The 14291-nt window shown below is 75.3% G+C and carries 11 protein-coding genes; 5 read left to right on the forward strand and 6 right to left on the reverse strand.

The features are described 5' to 3' along the window. Nucleotides 1-2938: 2938 nt before the first annotated feature. The 4 genes from OTB16_RS32835 to OTB16_RS32850 all read right to left on the reverse strand — a co-directional run bounded on the left by OTB16_RS32835 (nt 2939) and on the right by OTB16_RS32850 (nt 5785). Complete coding sequence (locus OTB16_RS32835; protein ID WP_267725563.1) at nt 2939-3082, reverse strand: hypothetical protein; 144 nt, start codon at nt 3080-3082, stop codon at nt 2939-2941. Then, nucleotides 3079-3558, reverse strand: a complete 480-nt coding sequence (locus OTB16_RS32840; RefSeq protein WP_267725565.1) for a hypothetical protein — start codon at nt 3556-3558, stop codon at nt 3079-3081. The genes OTB16_RS32835 and OTB16_RS32840 overlap by 4 nt, the downstream gene beginning before the upstream one ends. Continuing rightward, nucleotides 3558-4001: a phage tail protein gene (locus OTB16_RS32845; protein ID WP_267725566.1), complete on the reverse strand. Its 444-nt coding sequence runs from the start codon at nt 3999-4001 to the stop codon at nt 3558-3560. The genes OTB16_RS32840 and OTB16_RS32845 overlap by 1 nt, the downstream gene beginning before the upstream one ends. 116 nt (nt 4002-4117) lie before the next feature. Further along, a complete protein-coding gene (locus OTB16_RS32850) occupies nt 4118-5785 on the reverse strand; it encodes a phage tail sheath family protein (protein ID WP_267725568.1) in 1668 nt (555 codons plus the stop codon). A gap of 188 nt (nt 5786-5973) precedes the next feature. On the opposite strand from OTB16_RS32850, the gene OTB16_RS32855 reads away from it, so the two are divergent. The 3 genes from OTB16_RS32855 (at nt 5974) to OTB16_RS32865 (ending at nt 10611) form a co-directional block, all read left to right on the forward strand. Then, nucleotides 5974-7893 (forward strand): AfsR/SARP family transcriptional regulator, encoded by a 1920-nt coding sequence (locus OTB16_RS32855; protein ID WP_267725571.1) that lies wholly within the window; start codon nt 5974-5976, stop codon nt 7891-7893. Between the two features lie 98 nt (nt 7894-7991). Next, nucleotides 7992-9596 carry a peptidoglycan-binding domain-containing protein gene (locus OTB16_RS32860; protein ID WP_267725573.1) on the forward strand — a complete coding sequence of 535 codons (1605 nt, stop codon included), beginning with the start codon at nt 7992-7994 and terminating at the stop codon, nt 9594-9596. Between the two features lie 274 nt (nt 9597-9870). Further along, nucleotides 9871-10611 carry a class I SAM-dependent methyltransferase gene (locus OTB16_RS32865; protein ID WP_267725574.1) on the forward strand — a complete coding sequence of 247 codons (741 nt, stop codon included), beginning with the start codon at nt 9871-9873 and terminating at the stop codon, nt 10609-10611. A 51-nt stretch (nt 10612-10662) separates the two neighbouring features. Here the strand turns inward: OTB16_RS32865 and OTB16_RS32870 are convergent, their stop codons facing one another. Both OTB16_RS32870 and OTB16_RS32875 read right to left on the reverse strand, forming a co-directional pair. Next, nucleotides 10663-11151, reverse strand: coding sequence for an isochorismatase family protein (locus OTB16_RS32870; protein ID WP_267725576.1), 489 nt, complete (start codon nt 11149-11151; stop codon nt 10663-10665). A gap of 79 nt (nt 11152-11230) precedes the next feature. Continuing rightward, nucleotides 11231-12607, reverse strand: a complete 1377-nt coding sequence (locus OTB16_RS32875) for a M1 family metallopeptidase (protein WP_420717843.1) — start codon at nt 12605-12607, stop codon at nt 11231-11233. A gap of 333 nt (nt 12608-12940) precedes the next feature. Here OTB16_RS32875 and OTB16_RS32880 point away from each other — a divergent pair, with 333 nt between their 5' ends. Both OTB16_RS32880 and OTB16_RS32885 read left to right on the forward strand, forming a co-directional pair. After that, the gene (locus OTB16_RS32880; RefSeq protein ID WP_267725577.1) at nt 12941-13549 is read left to right on the forward strand and encodes a hypothetical protein; all 609 of its coding nucleotides are present in this window, start codon (nt 12941-12943) and stop codon (nt 13547-13549) included. A gap of 268 nt (nt 13550-13817) precedes the next feature. Further along, complete coding sequence (locus OTB16_RS32885) at nt 13818-14243, forward strand: hypothetical protein (RefSeq protein ID WP_267725579.1); 426 nt, start codon at nt 13818-13820, stop codon at nt 14241-14243. Nucleotides 14244-14291 lie beyond the last annotated feature (48 nt).

Genomic DNA, 14291 nt, shown 5'->3' on the forward strand with positions numbered 1-14291 from the left:
CAACAACGGCGGCACGGCGGCGTACGTGGTCCGGGTGGGCGGTGCGATGCGGGGCGGGTGTGTACGGCGTGGTGGTCAGCGGTCGCGGAGGCGGCCGAGGCGTTCGCGGTCCCCGCGGAGTTCGGCGCGCAGCAGCCGCGAGAGCGGGGCGACGAGGCGCCGGGCGAGCGCGTCGAGCTCGGCCTGCGGTTGAGGCTGCGGTTCGGGCTGCGGCGGGTGCGGTGGTTCGGCGGCCGGGGCGAGGGGGTGCGGTGCGACGGGCGGTGGGGCGGCCGGGGCGGACTGTACGGGGACGGCGGACGGCGGGGGCGGCGCTGTCGGCGGTGCGGAGGGTGCCGCGGTGGACGGGCGGGGGATCCGTTGCAGGGGTACGGCTCTCGGCGGGGCGGTGGGTGCTGGGGGCCCCGGGGCCGGTTGCGCGGGGGCGGGTGTTCCCGGGGCGGCGCGCGGGCCGAGTGCGGCGCGCGGAAGCGGTGCCGCCCCGGCGGGTACGGCAGAGGTCCGCCGCAGCACGGTGGGAGCCGCGGGCCCCGGTTCCGGAGCGGGTCCCGCCGGGGTGAGCGGCCGCCGGGAGGCCAGGGGCGCCGGAGCCGTGGGTGCGCGCTTGATCCGGGGCGCGGGAATCCGTACGGAGGGGAGGGGCAGGGCGCCGGGTCCCGGTCCCGGAGGCGGGGCTTGGGGCGGGTCCGGGTCCGGGTCCGGGGGCTGGGGCGTCGACGGCGCGGGCGCGGGGGCCGGCTTGATCGGGGCGCCGATCAGGGGCCGCCGGACGCTGGCCGCGGACTCTGCGGGCAGGGCGCGCTGTACCCGCCGCACGAGGGGCTTGCGAGTCCCCGTGCCCGACCCCGGGGGAGGAAGGGGCACGGGGACGTGGGGGGCTCCGGCGAGGAGCGGTTCGGGGGGCGTCGTGGCCGGGCCAGGCCCAGGCCCCGGGACGGGTGCGGGTACGTCCGGGGAGCCGACGGGCCGCACCGTCCGCGAGGGCACCGCGGGCCGGGGCGCGGAGGTCAACGGCGCACCGGCGCTCGCGGCCGCCCGCTGTACGACGCGTACGGGCCGGGGCGCTGGTGCCGGGAGGGCCGACGGGGCACGCGGCGGCTCGGGTTCGCGGAGGTTCCGCGCTCCGGGATCGGCTGTGACCGGCACGGCCTGCCGGGTGCCGGGCCCGGGCCCGCCGCCCCGGTGCCAGGGCGGCGCCGCCGGTGTGGCGACAGCCGTCTCAGGTACGGGGGAAGCCGTGGCGGTGGAGCGCTGAACGGGTGCGGCCGGTGGAGCGGGCGTGGTGAGGGGCCGCGGGGTGGCGGCGTCTGATGCCCTGGCCGGAGCCGTCGAGGAACCGGGCGCGGGCTGGGCCGCGGACGTACCCGGGACCGCGGGGGCGCGCGGTGCGTCGGCTCCGGGGGCCTGACCAGGGGTGGAGGCGGTTGCCGGGGCGGGCGAACTGCTGCCGTGACTGGGGGCGTTGGCGTGGGTGGAGCCCCGCGGGGACTCCGTGCGGGGGTTCTGCGGTGCTTGGGCGCCCCGGACCGGGCTCCGGGCCCAGTCGGCGGCGTCAGCCGGGGCCGCGGGCGGTGCCGGCGCGACCGCGGTGCGCTCGTGGGGCGTGGCCGGGAGCTCCCGCGCCGGTGCTCCGGCCGAGGAGGGGCGCAGGCCGGCGGGGGCGCGGGGCGTTGCCGACGCGGCACTCCGGGCCGGGAGGGTGGTACCCGCCGCGGCCGGCGCCGCGGAAGGCGTGGACCGCCGCACGGGGGAAGCCGGTCCCGGAGTCCCGGCCGGGGAGGGCGCCGGCGTGGCCCCGGGCCGGGAGGCCGCAGGGGCGGCGCGCTGGACGTGGTGTGCGGGGGCGGCGGTCGCAGCACCCGGGGCGGGCCGGCCCTGCGGCGACTCCGGCCCGGCGGAGGTACTGCCCGCGTCACGCTCGCCGGGGTGGTACACCGGCCGGGGAGCGGCGGGCGCGGCCGCCGCTGGACCGGGAGACGGCTCCCGGGGGGACGCCGCGGCGCCGGACGCCGGCCCGTGGTCGACGGCCGGGGACCACGGGCGCTGCGGGGCCGGGGCGGGCGGCGGCACGGCTCCGGAACGGGGCGCGGCGGAGCGCCGCCGCTGTACGGGGGCCGGGGGAGCGGCGGTTGTAGCCCTCGGCGCGGGGCCGCTCGGCGGCGGCGGTGTGGCGGACACGGCGGGCGTGCCGCCCGGATCGCGGTCGGCGGGGTTGCGCCCCGCACGGGGCACCGGAGACCCGGCCGCTGCCGGGGCGGTGTCCGGGAACGCGGCCGATACCGCCGGGGTGGCTTCGGCCGCCGCCGGGCGGTCCGGGGCCGTGGACGTAGCCGGGGCTGATGTCGTAGGGGCGGGGGAGGTCGCGGGGGCGGGCTGCGACGGGGTTGCGGCCGCGTGCGGGTGGGACGGGGCCGATGCCGTCGGGGTGGTTTCGGCCGTCGGCGCGCGGCGGGAAGCCGGGGCCGGGGGTGGTGGGGTGGCGGTGTGGGCCGCGGGTGACGTCATCGGGGGGTGAGGGGGCGTTCCCGCCAGGGGCAGGCGTTGCAAGTGCGGGGAGAGGGGGGACGGAGCCGGAGCCGGGCCCGGACCCCGGGGGACCGGCACGAGGGCGTCCAGGAGCAGGCCGGACGGGGCCGACGGGGCAACGGCGTGCCCCATCCCACCGCTGAGGGCCAGGCTCTGCCGCGTCGCCAGCGACGTGGGGAAGTTCCGGTCGGCCGTCAGCCGCGGCACGCCCAGCACCCGCTGGACCGGGGCCGCCGCCGCCCACCCGCCGTCCGCCGGAACGGGCGTCGCCGCGGGCCCCGGTACGTTGGTCGCCCCGCCGGCCGGTCCCGTACCCTGCGCCGCGCGTTCCCGTGCCCGCTCCCGCCGGCGTCGTCCGAACAGCCCCATCGTCTTTCCCTTCCCTTCCGGTTCACCGTGCGGCCGAGGCCCGTTACGCCTCTTCCAACCGCGCCACCCGCCGTACGTACGCCTGCCGGTCCGCGTGTTCGAGGTCGAGGATCGTGTCCAGGTCCCAGTGGAGGTGGTAGGCCAGGTACGCGGTCTCCTCCTCGAGCAGGTCGGCCGCGTACGTCACGATTCCCCCAGGCGGCTCCCGGCCAGCTCGACTTCGAAGGCGCCCTCGCAGTGCGGACACGACACGGCCGCGCGGGTGTGACCCTCCGCGTTGATCCGCCGGTAGAAGTCCTGGAGGAAGGCGAGGTCGGAGGCGAACATGTTCTCCACCGTCCCGTCGTGCACCATCGCCAGCGTGCCGAGCCGGGTGATCACCCGGCCCAGCAGCACCACCGACAGGTACGCCGGGTTCTCGCGCACCCGAACGTCCCGCAGCGGGACCAGCTCGTCCCGGGCCGTGGCCAGCCGCATCGAGCCGTTGCGGTGCACGCTCCCGGACTCGTCCACGAAGCCGCGCGGCAGCTCGAACTCGAACTCCGTGCGCAGCGGCTCCCGTACGGCCGCTCCCGGGCCGCCGGCCGGCCCCTCTCCCGGGGTGGGTCCTTGTTCCGGTCCCTGCCCCTGTCCTTGCCCCTGTCCGGGTCCCTGGCGTCGCATTACTCGATGACCAGCTCTTCGAAGGTGATGGTGACCTGCTCGGTGAGCGCCGACGCGGCGCCCGCCTTCACCGAGCTGACCTCCACCTTGGAACACCAGGCGTTGCGCAGGTTGTAGCGGCGTACCGGGTTGTCCTGGTAGTCCATCATCATGATCGTGGCGTTCTTGCGGGCGGAGCCCATGTCGCCGTTGATCGAGGCGCTGATCCACTCGGTGAAGGCGGTCGACTGGGTCGCCCCGCGCGTCACCGAGCACTGCCCGGCCTTCTTCACGCCGGGCAGCTTCTTGATGACGGGCCTGCCGTCCGCCGAGACCTGCTGGTACTCGATGACGTCCTGCTCCATGGACAGGCTGCTGACTTCCTGAAGGAACTCGACCATGACACCGTCGATCTGCAAGCCGAAGTTGTGCGAGGTGAGCGCGTCACCGGGCTGAAGGGACATGCGGGGCTTCTCCTTGTACGTGCGTGCGTGGCGTGCGTGGTGTGCCTGATGTGCGTGGCGTGCGGGCGGTCAGGCGCCGGGCCCCGGCGGCCCCGGAGGCCCCGGCGGGAGCGGGCCTACTCCTCCAGCTCCCCTCCGCCGCCCGAGAACTGGGCCAGCCGGAACACCACGAACTCGGCCGGCTTGACCGGCGCGATGCCGATCTCGCACACCACCCGCCCGAGGTCCACGGACTCGACGGGGTTCGTCTCCGCGTCGCACTTCACGTAGAACGCGTCCTCGGGGCGCTGGCCGAACAGGGCGCCCGAACGCCACTCGTTGACGAGGAAGGCCGAGATGTTGCGCCGGATCCGCGCCCACAGCGCCTGGTCGTTCGGCTCGAACACCACCCACTGGGTGCCGATCAGGATCGACTCCTCCAGGTAGTTGAAGTAGCGGCGCACGTTCAGGTAGCGCCACGCAGGGTCGGAGGCCAGCGTGCGCGCACCCCAGACGCGGATGCCCCGGCCCGGGAAGGCGCGGACGCAGTTCACGCCGACGGGGTTGAGCAGGTCCTGCTCACCACGGGTGATCTGGAGCTCCAGATCGACGGCGCCCCGCACGATCTCGTTGGCCGGGGCCTTGTGCACTCCGCGCTCGGCGTCGTTGCGGGCCCAGACACCGGCCATGTGGCCGGAGGGCGGGACCATCTCCGTCTGCCCGCTCGACGGGTCGAAGACCTTGATCCACGGGTAGTAGAGCGCGGCGTAGCGGGAGTCGTAACCGGCCACGTCCATGCGCCACTTGCGGATGTCCCGCGCGTTCAGGCCGGGCGGCGGGTCGAGGACCGCCATCCGGTCGCCCATCAGCTCGCAGTGCGCGATCATGCCGAGTTGTACGGCCTTGACCTGCTCCAGGTCGATCAGGCCATGCTGGTAGGCGGCCATCAGGTCGGGCGCGGCCACCATGTTGACCTCGTCCAGGGCCTCCAGGCCGCCGAAACCGGTGCGGTCGGCGGAGTCGCCGATGAACCGCGCGGAGTCCAGCCGGCCTTCCCCGGAGGCCTGCACGGTCCCCGTCGGGGCCGCGGCGGAGGATGCGGGGGATGCGGGGAGCGCGCCGGGTGCGGGCACGGCCAGGGTCAGGGTCTGCACCTCGGGCCGGGCCTGCGTCACACCCGGAGCGGGCTCCTCGACCACGATGGTCTTCGACCGCTGACGGATCTGCGTGACGACGTAGTTGCGCGCCGACTTCCGGGCACTGACGTCGAAGTCCTCGACGAGCGTGTCGCCGTCCTTGACCAGCAGTTTGAAGCGATCGGCTCCGCCCTCGCCCTCGACGTCCTGGACCTCGACGGTCAGCGTCCCGCCGTCGCCCCGGCCTGCGGCGAGCGCCGCCACCTTGAACGCGCCGAGCGCGACGGCCTCGCCGACCGCGATCTCCCGCGGAGCGGAGGCCCCGGCCGGTCCGCTGGCGGTGGACGCGGTGGACGCGGAGGCCTGGCGCCCTCCGGCCGTGGATGCCGGACGCCCGGCCGCGGGGGCGCCGCCCACCCGGACCACGTACGCCGCCGTGCCGCCGTTGTTGAAGAACCCGTACACGGAGTGCGCCAGGTAGCAGCTGGCCGTGAAATCACCGAACTCGGCAACGTACTGCGACCAGTTGGTCACCAGCGTCGGCTCGTTCAGCGGCCCGTGGGGAGCCAGCCCCACGAAGGCGGCTACCGACGTCCCCACTCCCTCGATGGGCCGGGACCCGCCGGCGACCTCTTCCACATAGACGCCGGGGGACAGGTAGGTGGGCACGCGGTGATCTCCTTGCGGTGGTGGGACGGGCCGGTTCCGCTGGTCAGACCGACCTTCGCCCATCCGCCCACCACCGCGGGAGGGCCGGGCGGGCGGAGTCGAGGGCAGCGCGGGCTGCCCGCCCGTACCCGCCGCGCACGTCCCGCGTAACGTTGCCCGCGGCCGTTGTGCGGGGAACCGGGGGGCGCGTGACGCGGGAGCAGGGTGGGGGAGACGCGGCGGGCCTGCGGTTCCGGATGCTCGGGCCGATGACCGCCCGGGTGGCCGGCGGGGCACCCCTGGCGCTCGGATCCAACCAGCAGCGGGCCCTGCTCGCCGTCCTGCTCCTGCGGCGCGGGCGCACCGCGCCCATGGCCGAACTCCTCGACGCCCTCTGGGGAGAGCGGGTACCGCCGCGCGCCGTGGGCACCCTGCGCACGTACGTGTCACGGCTGCGTTCCCTCTTCGAGCCGGACCGGCCCGCCCGCGCACCGGGCAGGCTCCTGCTGTCGGCCCCCGACGGCTACGCCCTGCGGCTGCACGGCCCGGTCCTGGACATGGACCAGTTCGAGCGCGGCCTCGCCGACGCCGCCCGGCTGCGCACCGCCGGTGACACCCGCGAGGCGTACCGCACCCTCGGCGACGCGCTCGGACTCTGGTCGGGCACACCGCTCGCCGGGCTCCCCGGCCCGTACGCCGAGGCGCAGCGGGACCGGCTCACCGAACTGTGGCTGAACGCCCGCGAGGACCACTTCCACAGCGCCCTGGAACTCGGCCTCGACCGCGACATCGCGGCCGTCGCGGCGCTGCGCGCCTTCGCCGCCGAGCACCCGCTGCGCGAAAGGACCCAGGCCCTGCTCATGCTCGCGCTGCACCGTGCGGGCCGCCCCGGCGAGGCCCTCGCGGTGTACGAGGTCACCCGCGACACCCTCGACGTGGAACTCGGGGTCCCGCCCGGGCCCGAACTGGCGGCACTGCACCGCAGGCTGCGTTCCCAGGACGCCACCGGTGGACCGGGCACGGTCCCGCCGGGAACGGATCCCCGGCCCACCGGGGCCCCGGGAGGGGCGCGCGCGACACCCGGCGCGGCGTCCGCGCCCGCGTTCCCCTTCCCCCCGGCGGGCCCGCCCACCCCGGCGGCACCCTCCGCCCCGGTGGCCCCCCTCGCCCCCGCGGTCCCCCTCGCCCCCGCCGTCCCGTTCGCCGGACGGGCGGCGGAGACCGGCCTGCTCGCGCGGCTGCTGACCGGCGCTGCGGACGACGCCGTGCCCGTGGCGGTGCTCACCGGCATGCCGGGCATCGGCAAGACCGCCCTCGCCGAACACGTCGCCGAGCAGGCCCGCGGCTCCTTCCCCGACGGCGTGCTCCGGGTCTGCCTGCGCGGCGGCCCCGCCGAGGCGCTCGCCCGGCTCGTGAGTGCCCTCGGCGTCCCGGGCCCCGAGCTGCCCGAGGGCCTCGAGGCCCGGGCGGCGCTCTACCGCTCCCTGCTGGCCGGGCGGCGCGTCCTCGCCCTCCTGGACGACGCGCACGACACCGCGGGGCTGCTCCCGCTGCTGCCCGGCACCCCGGGCTGCGCCGCGCTCGTCACGAGCACCGGGCGCGGTCTGCTCGTACCGGGGGCGCTGCTCGTCGACGTACCGGAACTCGACGAAGCGGCCGCCCTGCGGCTCCTGGCCGCTGCCGCCGGACCGGGGCGGACGGGGGAGTCCGCGGCGCTGCGCGCCCTCGCCGGCCGGTGCGCCGGACTGCCGCTCGCCCTGTACCTGGCCGGCCGCCGGCTCAGCCTGGACCCCGCCCTGCCGGCGGCCGCCCTCGCGACCGCGGACGGCCCCCGGCTGCTCGCGGAACTGCGGGCCGACGGGCTCGCCGTCGCGGAACGGCTCCGCCGCTGCCACACCCGCCTGACGCCCGCCGCCGCCCGCGCCCTGCGGGCCACGGCCGCCGCCCCCGGCGCCTTCGGGCACGCATGGGCCGCCGACGTGAGCGGCGCCTCCGAGGCCGCGGCGGCGGACGCGATCGACGAGCTCGTCGACTCGGGCCTGCTCCAGCCCGGCACCTCGGACAGCTACCGCTACCACCCGCTGGTCCGCCAGTTCGCCCGGCAGGCCCCCGCCCCCGCCGCGCACTGACGGGCCCCGTCCGTCCGTACGTACGGGCAGTCAGGTGTGCCCCCAGCCGGGTACTTTCGGGCACCGATCGGCTCACCCGTGCCGCCTAGCCTTCCCGCATGACGATGTGGACCACTCTCAACCCGGCCGCCGTGGCTGTCGACCCCGGCGGCCGGACCGCGGCCCGCCTGCGGGTGCGCAACACCGGGGACACGGTGGAGGAGTACCGGCTGTCGATCGTGGGCGCCCCCGCCGGGTGGGCCCGGATCGAGCCGGGCACCCTGCGGCTCTACCCGGGCAGCGAGGGCACCGCGGAGATCTCCTTCGCGCCGCCCCGCTCACCCGACGCGCCGGCGGGGCCCGCCCCGTTCGGGATCCTCGTCGAACCGCGCGAGCACCCTCGGCAGCGGGACGTCGTCGAAGGCCGGGTCACCGTCGCCCCGTTCACCGAACTGCGCGCTGAGCTGGTCCCGCCGAGCCTCGTCGGCCGGTTCCGGGGACGCGCCGCCATCGCCGTCGACAACCTCGGCAACACACCGCTCACCGCCTCCCTGACCGCCCGGGACGAGTCGGGCCGCCTCACGTTCGACATCCGGCCGAACGCGGTGCGGGTGGCCCCGGGCCGGGCGGTCTTCGCCGACGTGGAGATCCGGCCGCAGGCGGTCAGCTGGACCGGGGGCACCGAGACGCACCGCACGACCGTGACGGTCCGCCGGTCGGGTGACGCCGGCGGCCTGGAGCTGACCGGGGACTTCGAACAGCGCCCGGTGCTCCCGGGGCGGCTGCTCTTCGCGGCCGGGCTGCTGGCCACCGGGGCGGTCGCCTTCGCCGTGTTCTGGTTCGGGTTCTCCCCGAAGGTCAACTCGGCCGCGGGGGAGATGAAGACGGAGGCCGGGGCTGTATTGCCCGCCCCGCTCGGCGGGCAGACCCCGCTGCCCTCCGCGCCCGCCCCGCCCCCGGACCCGCTCCCCGGCGGAGCCCTCCCGGGCGGTGACCCGGCGACGGGTGCGGCGGGCGGTACCGGCGCAGGCCCCGCTCCCGGTCCCGGGGGCGGTGGAGGCGCCGGCGGGGGTGGCGGCGGAACCCCGGCGGGCGGCGGCGGGGGAGCGCCGCCGCCCCCGGCCGGGAACCCGCAGGCCGCGAAGCAGGGGCCGCCCTGGCGGGCCGGCTACCAGACCGACGTCGCGGTCCACTTCGCCCAGCTGCGGCTGGCGTCCCTCGGCAACAACGCCTGCACCCTGAAGGGGCAGTGGAAGGAGGGCGTGATCGACCCGCAGACCGAGGCCTCGCTCATCTGCTACCAGAAGGCCGTCATGGCCGACCAGAAGACCACCCGCGTCCTCACGGCCACCGACCAGCTGGGCACGCTCGGCAGGGCCACCCTCGCCTCCATGTGGATGCAGGGGGTCACCGCCGACCGGCTGACCGGCGGATCGAAGAACTTCGAGGTCACCCGGCTCGACGCGGCGCTGCGCTGGGCGACCCAGGCCACCATCAGCGACAACGACCTCCAGGCGGACCGGGCCTTCGCGCAGCTCGGCGTCGACTACTTCAAGGCGGGCGGGAAGAACGGCGCCCCGACCACCTCCGACAACAAGATCCGCGACCGGGTCCGCGAGTACCAGCAGTCCGTCAACCTCCCCGTGACGGGCGTGGCCGACACCCGGACCGTCAACGCCCTGCTGGGCGGCTCGGTCAACGGCACCGGCCGCCCCGGGCGTTGACCGGACCGGACGCGCGGAGGACGGCGAGGGCGGCGGAGGGCGGCGAACGCCTCGCCGAAGCGGTCCGCCCTCCGCGCGAACCCGCCCGCCCGCCCGTACGCCGTCCCGCACGCCCGCCCGTACGGGAGCCGGTCCGCTGGCCCGATCTTCGTGGCTTCCGCCAGTACGACGGGCCGTCGGGGTTCGTAGAGACTGCCCACCAGTGGCCGCGGCGGGTCCCCGGGACCGGGGGCCGGGGCCGGAGGCATGTCCAGGCACAGGGGAGGACGGCACGGTGAGCGCACAACAGTACGACGAGATAGGTGAGGCGTACGAGGGCTTCAAGGCCCTGCCGCTGGAGCAGTACGTGGTGGTGCCGAGCTTCCTGGCCGCGGTCGGCGACGTGCGCGGCACGTCGGTACTCGACCTGGCGTCCGGCACCGGCTTCTACAGCCGGGAGTTCAAGCGCCGCGGCGCCCAGGCGGTGCTCGGGATCGACATCTCCCGCGAAATGATCTCCGTGGCACAACAGTTGGAGGAACGCGATCCGCTCGGTGTGCGCTACGAGGTCGGTGACGCGGCCGAACTGCGGGCGCTCGAAGAGCCCTTCGACATCGGCCTGGGAGTGCAGCTGCTCAACTACGCGCAGGACATCGCCACCACGGAGCGCATGTGCCGCGGCGTCCACCGGAGCCTGAAGCCCGGCGCCGAGTTCTTCCTGCTCAACCAGTCGCCCGACTTCCGCTTCGACGGGCCGCCCCCGGACAGGTACGGCTTCCGCACCGAACTCACCGGCGAGGAGGGCGAGACCGGACCACAGGTCCGCACGACGGCGCTGCTCGACCCGCCGGTCTCGTTCGTCGCCAACCTCCCGCGCCGCGAGGTCTACGAGAAGTGCCTGGGGGCCGCCGGGTTCAGCGAGCTGACCTGGATTCCGTTGACGGTGTCGGAGGCCGGCGTGCGCCAGTTCGGCGCGGACCACTGGGCGGACTTCCGCGCCAACCCGCCCCTGGAGATGCTGCGCTGCCGCGCCTGACCTCCCCCGGCCGTCGTCGTCCCCCGGCCGTTCACCGGGCGACGCCGGCGGTCAGGTGTAGTCCCCGGTGTCACGCACCGCGCCGAACCGGGGGAAGATCCGCTTCACGGAGAAGTCGTGCTCCTCGGCCTCGAAACCGGACATGGCGTCGGCCACGAACTCCACTTCGTAGCCGTGATCGCTCGCCGCCCGGGCGGTGGACTCCACGCCCATCGTGGTGACCAGACCGGCGAACACCAGCGTGTCCACGCCGAGAGCACGCAACCGGTCGTCGAGGCCGGTGCCGTGGAACGCGCCGACGGTCCGTTTGACGACCAGCACGTCGCCCGGCCGGGCGAGGTCCTCGGCGAAGCCGCTGCCGGGCGGCTGTACGGACACGTTCGGCCGCTCCACCCGGACCAGCACCACCGGGCGGTTGCCGGCCCGGAAGGCGTCGGCCAGTCGGCGGCAGCGGGCGAGGACCTCCTCGCCGGAGTGCGGCGCGAGGGGCAGGGCGACGATGCGGGGCATCAGGTCGATGAGGATCAGCGCGGAAGTCACCGGGGGATCGTAACCAGGTCGTGGGTGCGGCGGGACACGCGGACACCGCGGACCGCCCCCGTCCGGCGCGGGTCCGCCGTCACAGGATCCGGTGTTCCGTCCAGAACGGGCCGAGATCCTTCGCCGTCGACGCCTGCGCGGCGCGCGCGAAGTCCGCGGTGGTGGCGACGCCCAGCCAGTGGTCCCGTACGTATCCGCGCAGCACGGACGCCATCGCCGGGCCGCCCAGGACGCGTTCCAGGTCGTGCAGGGCGCAGGCCCCGCGCCCGTAGACGACGCGGTAGTACTCCGCACGGCGGCCGTCCGCGTAGTAGGCCAGGGGCCGGGTCAGAGCCGCCGTGTCGCTGGGCCACTCGCCTTGGTCGTCCCAGCAGGTCGCGGTGTCCTCCCGGTAGTACAGCTGGTTCGCGTACTGGGCGAACGACTCGTCCAGCCAGGGCGTCGCGAACTGGTCGTTGCCGACGACGCCGTAGAACCACTGGCGGGCGATCTCGTGGACGACCGCCGACCCCTCCGGTTCGGTCCACAGCAGGACGAGGCCAGGGAACTCCATGTTGCCGAAGGCGTCGAGGGTGTCGCTCATGACGAGGTCCAGCTCACCGTACGGATAGTGCCCGAACCGCTTTCCGAACGCGTCGACCGAGCCGACGGCGTCCCGCAGGTCGGCTGCGACGCCCTCGGCGGACGTGGTGGCGGTCCAGTACGCGTTCAGCCGCACCCCGCCGGGTGTGGTCACGGTCTTCGACCGGAAGGGCCCCGCCGCCCAGGCGAAGTCCCGTACCCCGTGCGCGACACTGGTGCTGACCGTGCGGCCGGGTGCCCCCGCACGCCGGGTGGTGGTGCCCGTCGCGGGGACGACGAGCGCGTCCGGGTGGTCGAGTACCACCCGGAAGTCACCGGCCAGGGTGTGGAAGCTCTCGCCGAAGCCGACGTCCGGGTCGAGATGGCGGCCCTGCGCGTCGCGTACGGACAACAGGGGCAGCGCGTTGCCCAGGTAGCGGTGCGCGCCGTCCCTGCCGAAGCGGTGGACGCGGTCCGGGATGGTGATCGCGACGTCGAAGGAGACGCTCGTACGCTGCCCGTACCGCAGCGGCGCGGACAGGTCGATCCGCAGCGCGGTGCAGCCGACGGTGAGCGGTCGCGGCGTGCCTCCGGCGACCCGGCCCACCCGGACCGGGGACGGGCTGCCCGGGGCCCCGCAGCCGTCGGCGCCGTTGCCCCACAGACGTACGTCGACCGAACGCAGCGGAGTCCGGGCGGCATTGCGGAAGGACACCGTCTGGCGGCCGGACCAGTGCGAGCCGTCGGCATCGCCGCGCAGGGCCACGTCGTACGAGGGGCGGTCCGGTGTGGCCGCCCCCGCGGCCGCGGAGTCCACGGCGGCGGAGTCCACGGGGCCCTGTGCCGCGGCCGTTCCGGGAACGAGCAACAGGGCGGTGACGAGGGCGGGCCACAACGCACGCCGATACCTGGGATGCCTGGAAGACCTGGGATACCTGAGCGAGGTCATGACAAACAGGCTAGAGCGCCCGTGCGCCCGGACGCGCGAGTTCCGGGCGCACCGGTCGTACCCCTGCCACAGGCCCTCGACCGGCAGGCCGCCCCGGTTCTTTGTCAGCCGGTGACAAGAGTGAACTCGCCGGGGACGGCCGCCGTATGGAGAGCGGGGAGACAGCATCCATCGAGTCGAGGAGTGGCCATGTCCCGTAAAAGGACGATGAGTCGAACGAAGAAGCTCATGCTCTCTGGTGTCGCGGGAGCCCTGGCGGCAGGAGGGGTCGTCGCGACGATGGCGACCGGCAACGCCGCCGTTTCCGAGGCGGTCTGTCAGGGGTCGACGGTGACGTTGTCGGGTGAGGCGGGGGCGCCGGCGGCGAGCAGCGGGACGTTCCCGGTGGGCACGAAGCTGAAGGTGACGAATCTGGACAACGGCCGGGCGGCGACGGTGACGGTGAGCGGTCCCTCGGGCAGTTGCGTGCTGCTGAACGACGCGGCTTTCGAGACGGTCCGTGAGCCGGGCAAGAACCTGATCCGCCGAGCCCGCGTGGAACGCGTGGGCGGTGGCAGTGGCGCACCCTCCGGAAAGGCGGGCACGGCCGGTCCGGCGGGTGCCGCAGCAACGGCGGGTGTGCGGGTGCCGCCGGCGACCGGCGAGGTGGTCTGTCAGGGGTCGACGGTGACGTTGTCGGGTGAGGCGGGGGCGCCGGCGGCGAGCAGCGGGACGTTCCCGGTGGGCACGAAGCTGAAGGTGACGAATCTGGACAACGGCCGGGCGGCGACGGTGACGGTGAGCGGTCCCTCGGGCAGTTGCGTGCTGCTGAACGACGCGGCTTTCGAGACGGTCCGTGAGCCGGGCAAGAACCTGATCCGCCGAGCCCGCGTGGAACGCGTGGGCTGAGTCACCGGGGTACGTACCGGGCCGCCGAGGCCATGGACGGGGCACGGCCGTGCCGTCCCCGCCATGGCATCGGCGCAGCGCCCCCCGCCTTCCGGTGTGTGTTCTCGTGAAGCCGCAGATCAGACGGCCTTCCGTGGCGAACGGGTGAGGCTGCGGCCGGTGATGATGCCCCGCCGGGCGTGTACGGCGCCGGCGCGGGCGTCTCTGGACAGAGTGAGGCGGGGCCGGCTCCGGCCCCGGACCTCAGCGATCGGAGAATCCGGTGTCGGTGAACGAGACGACGGGCGCGGAACTCGCCGCGAAACTGCTCCACGACGTGAGTGACGAGCAGGTGCGCGCGGCCACCCGGCTCCTGGGCTCCCACCAGGACGGCTTCTGGCTGCGGCGCTTCACCGGGGACCGGGAACTCACGAACCTCGTGGACCGTCCGCTGATCGACAAGACCGCCGGGATCGACTGGGAGGCGCTCACCCGGCTGATGCGCACCCCGGGGTGGTCCCGCCGGGCCTCGGCCGGCGAGATCGCCGTGCTGGAGTTCGCGGTCTCCCTCGTCGGCGACTGCGCCGTCAACCTCCGGCAGGTCGTCCACGCGGTCGACGACAGCGAGTTCCAACTCCTGCTGGGCGCCCTGCGGGAGGCCGCGCTCGCACCGCGCGAACAGGACGCAGGAGGTTCCGGCCCGGCCGTGGGCTGAGGCGACGGGCGACGCGCCTAGGATGCCTTGGTTCGACCGAGCGGGACA

Source organism: Streptomyces antarcticus (genome assembly GCF_026627255.1).
In the GTDB taxonomy this organism is placed as follows: Bacteria; Actinomycetota; Actinomycetes; order Streptomycetales; family Streptomycetaceae; genus Streptomyces; species Streptomyces antarcticus.

What these genes read in the sequence shown, in the direction of transcription:
- OTB16_RS32845 (WP_267725566.1), bottom strand. Translation starts at nt 4,001, where the DNA reads ATGTCCCTTCAGCCCGGTGACGCGCTCACCTCGCACAACTTCGGCTTG.
- OTB16_RS32880 (WP_267725577.1), top strand. Translation starts at nt 12,941, where the DNA reads ATGGCGACCGGCAACGCCGCCGTTTCCGAGGCGGTCTGTCAGGGGTCG.
- OTB16_RS32840 (WP_267725565.1), bottom strand. Translation starts at nt 3,558, where the DNA reads ATGCGACGCCAGGGACCCGGACAGGGGCAAGGACAGGGGCAGGGACCG.
- OTB16_RS32860 (WP_267725573.1), top strand. Translation starts at nt 7,992, where the DNA reads ATGACGATGTGGACCACTCTCAACCCGGCCGCCGTGGCTGTCGACCCC.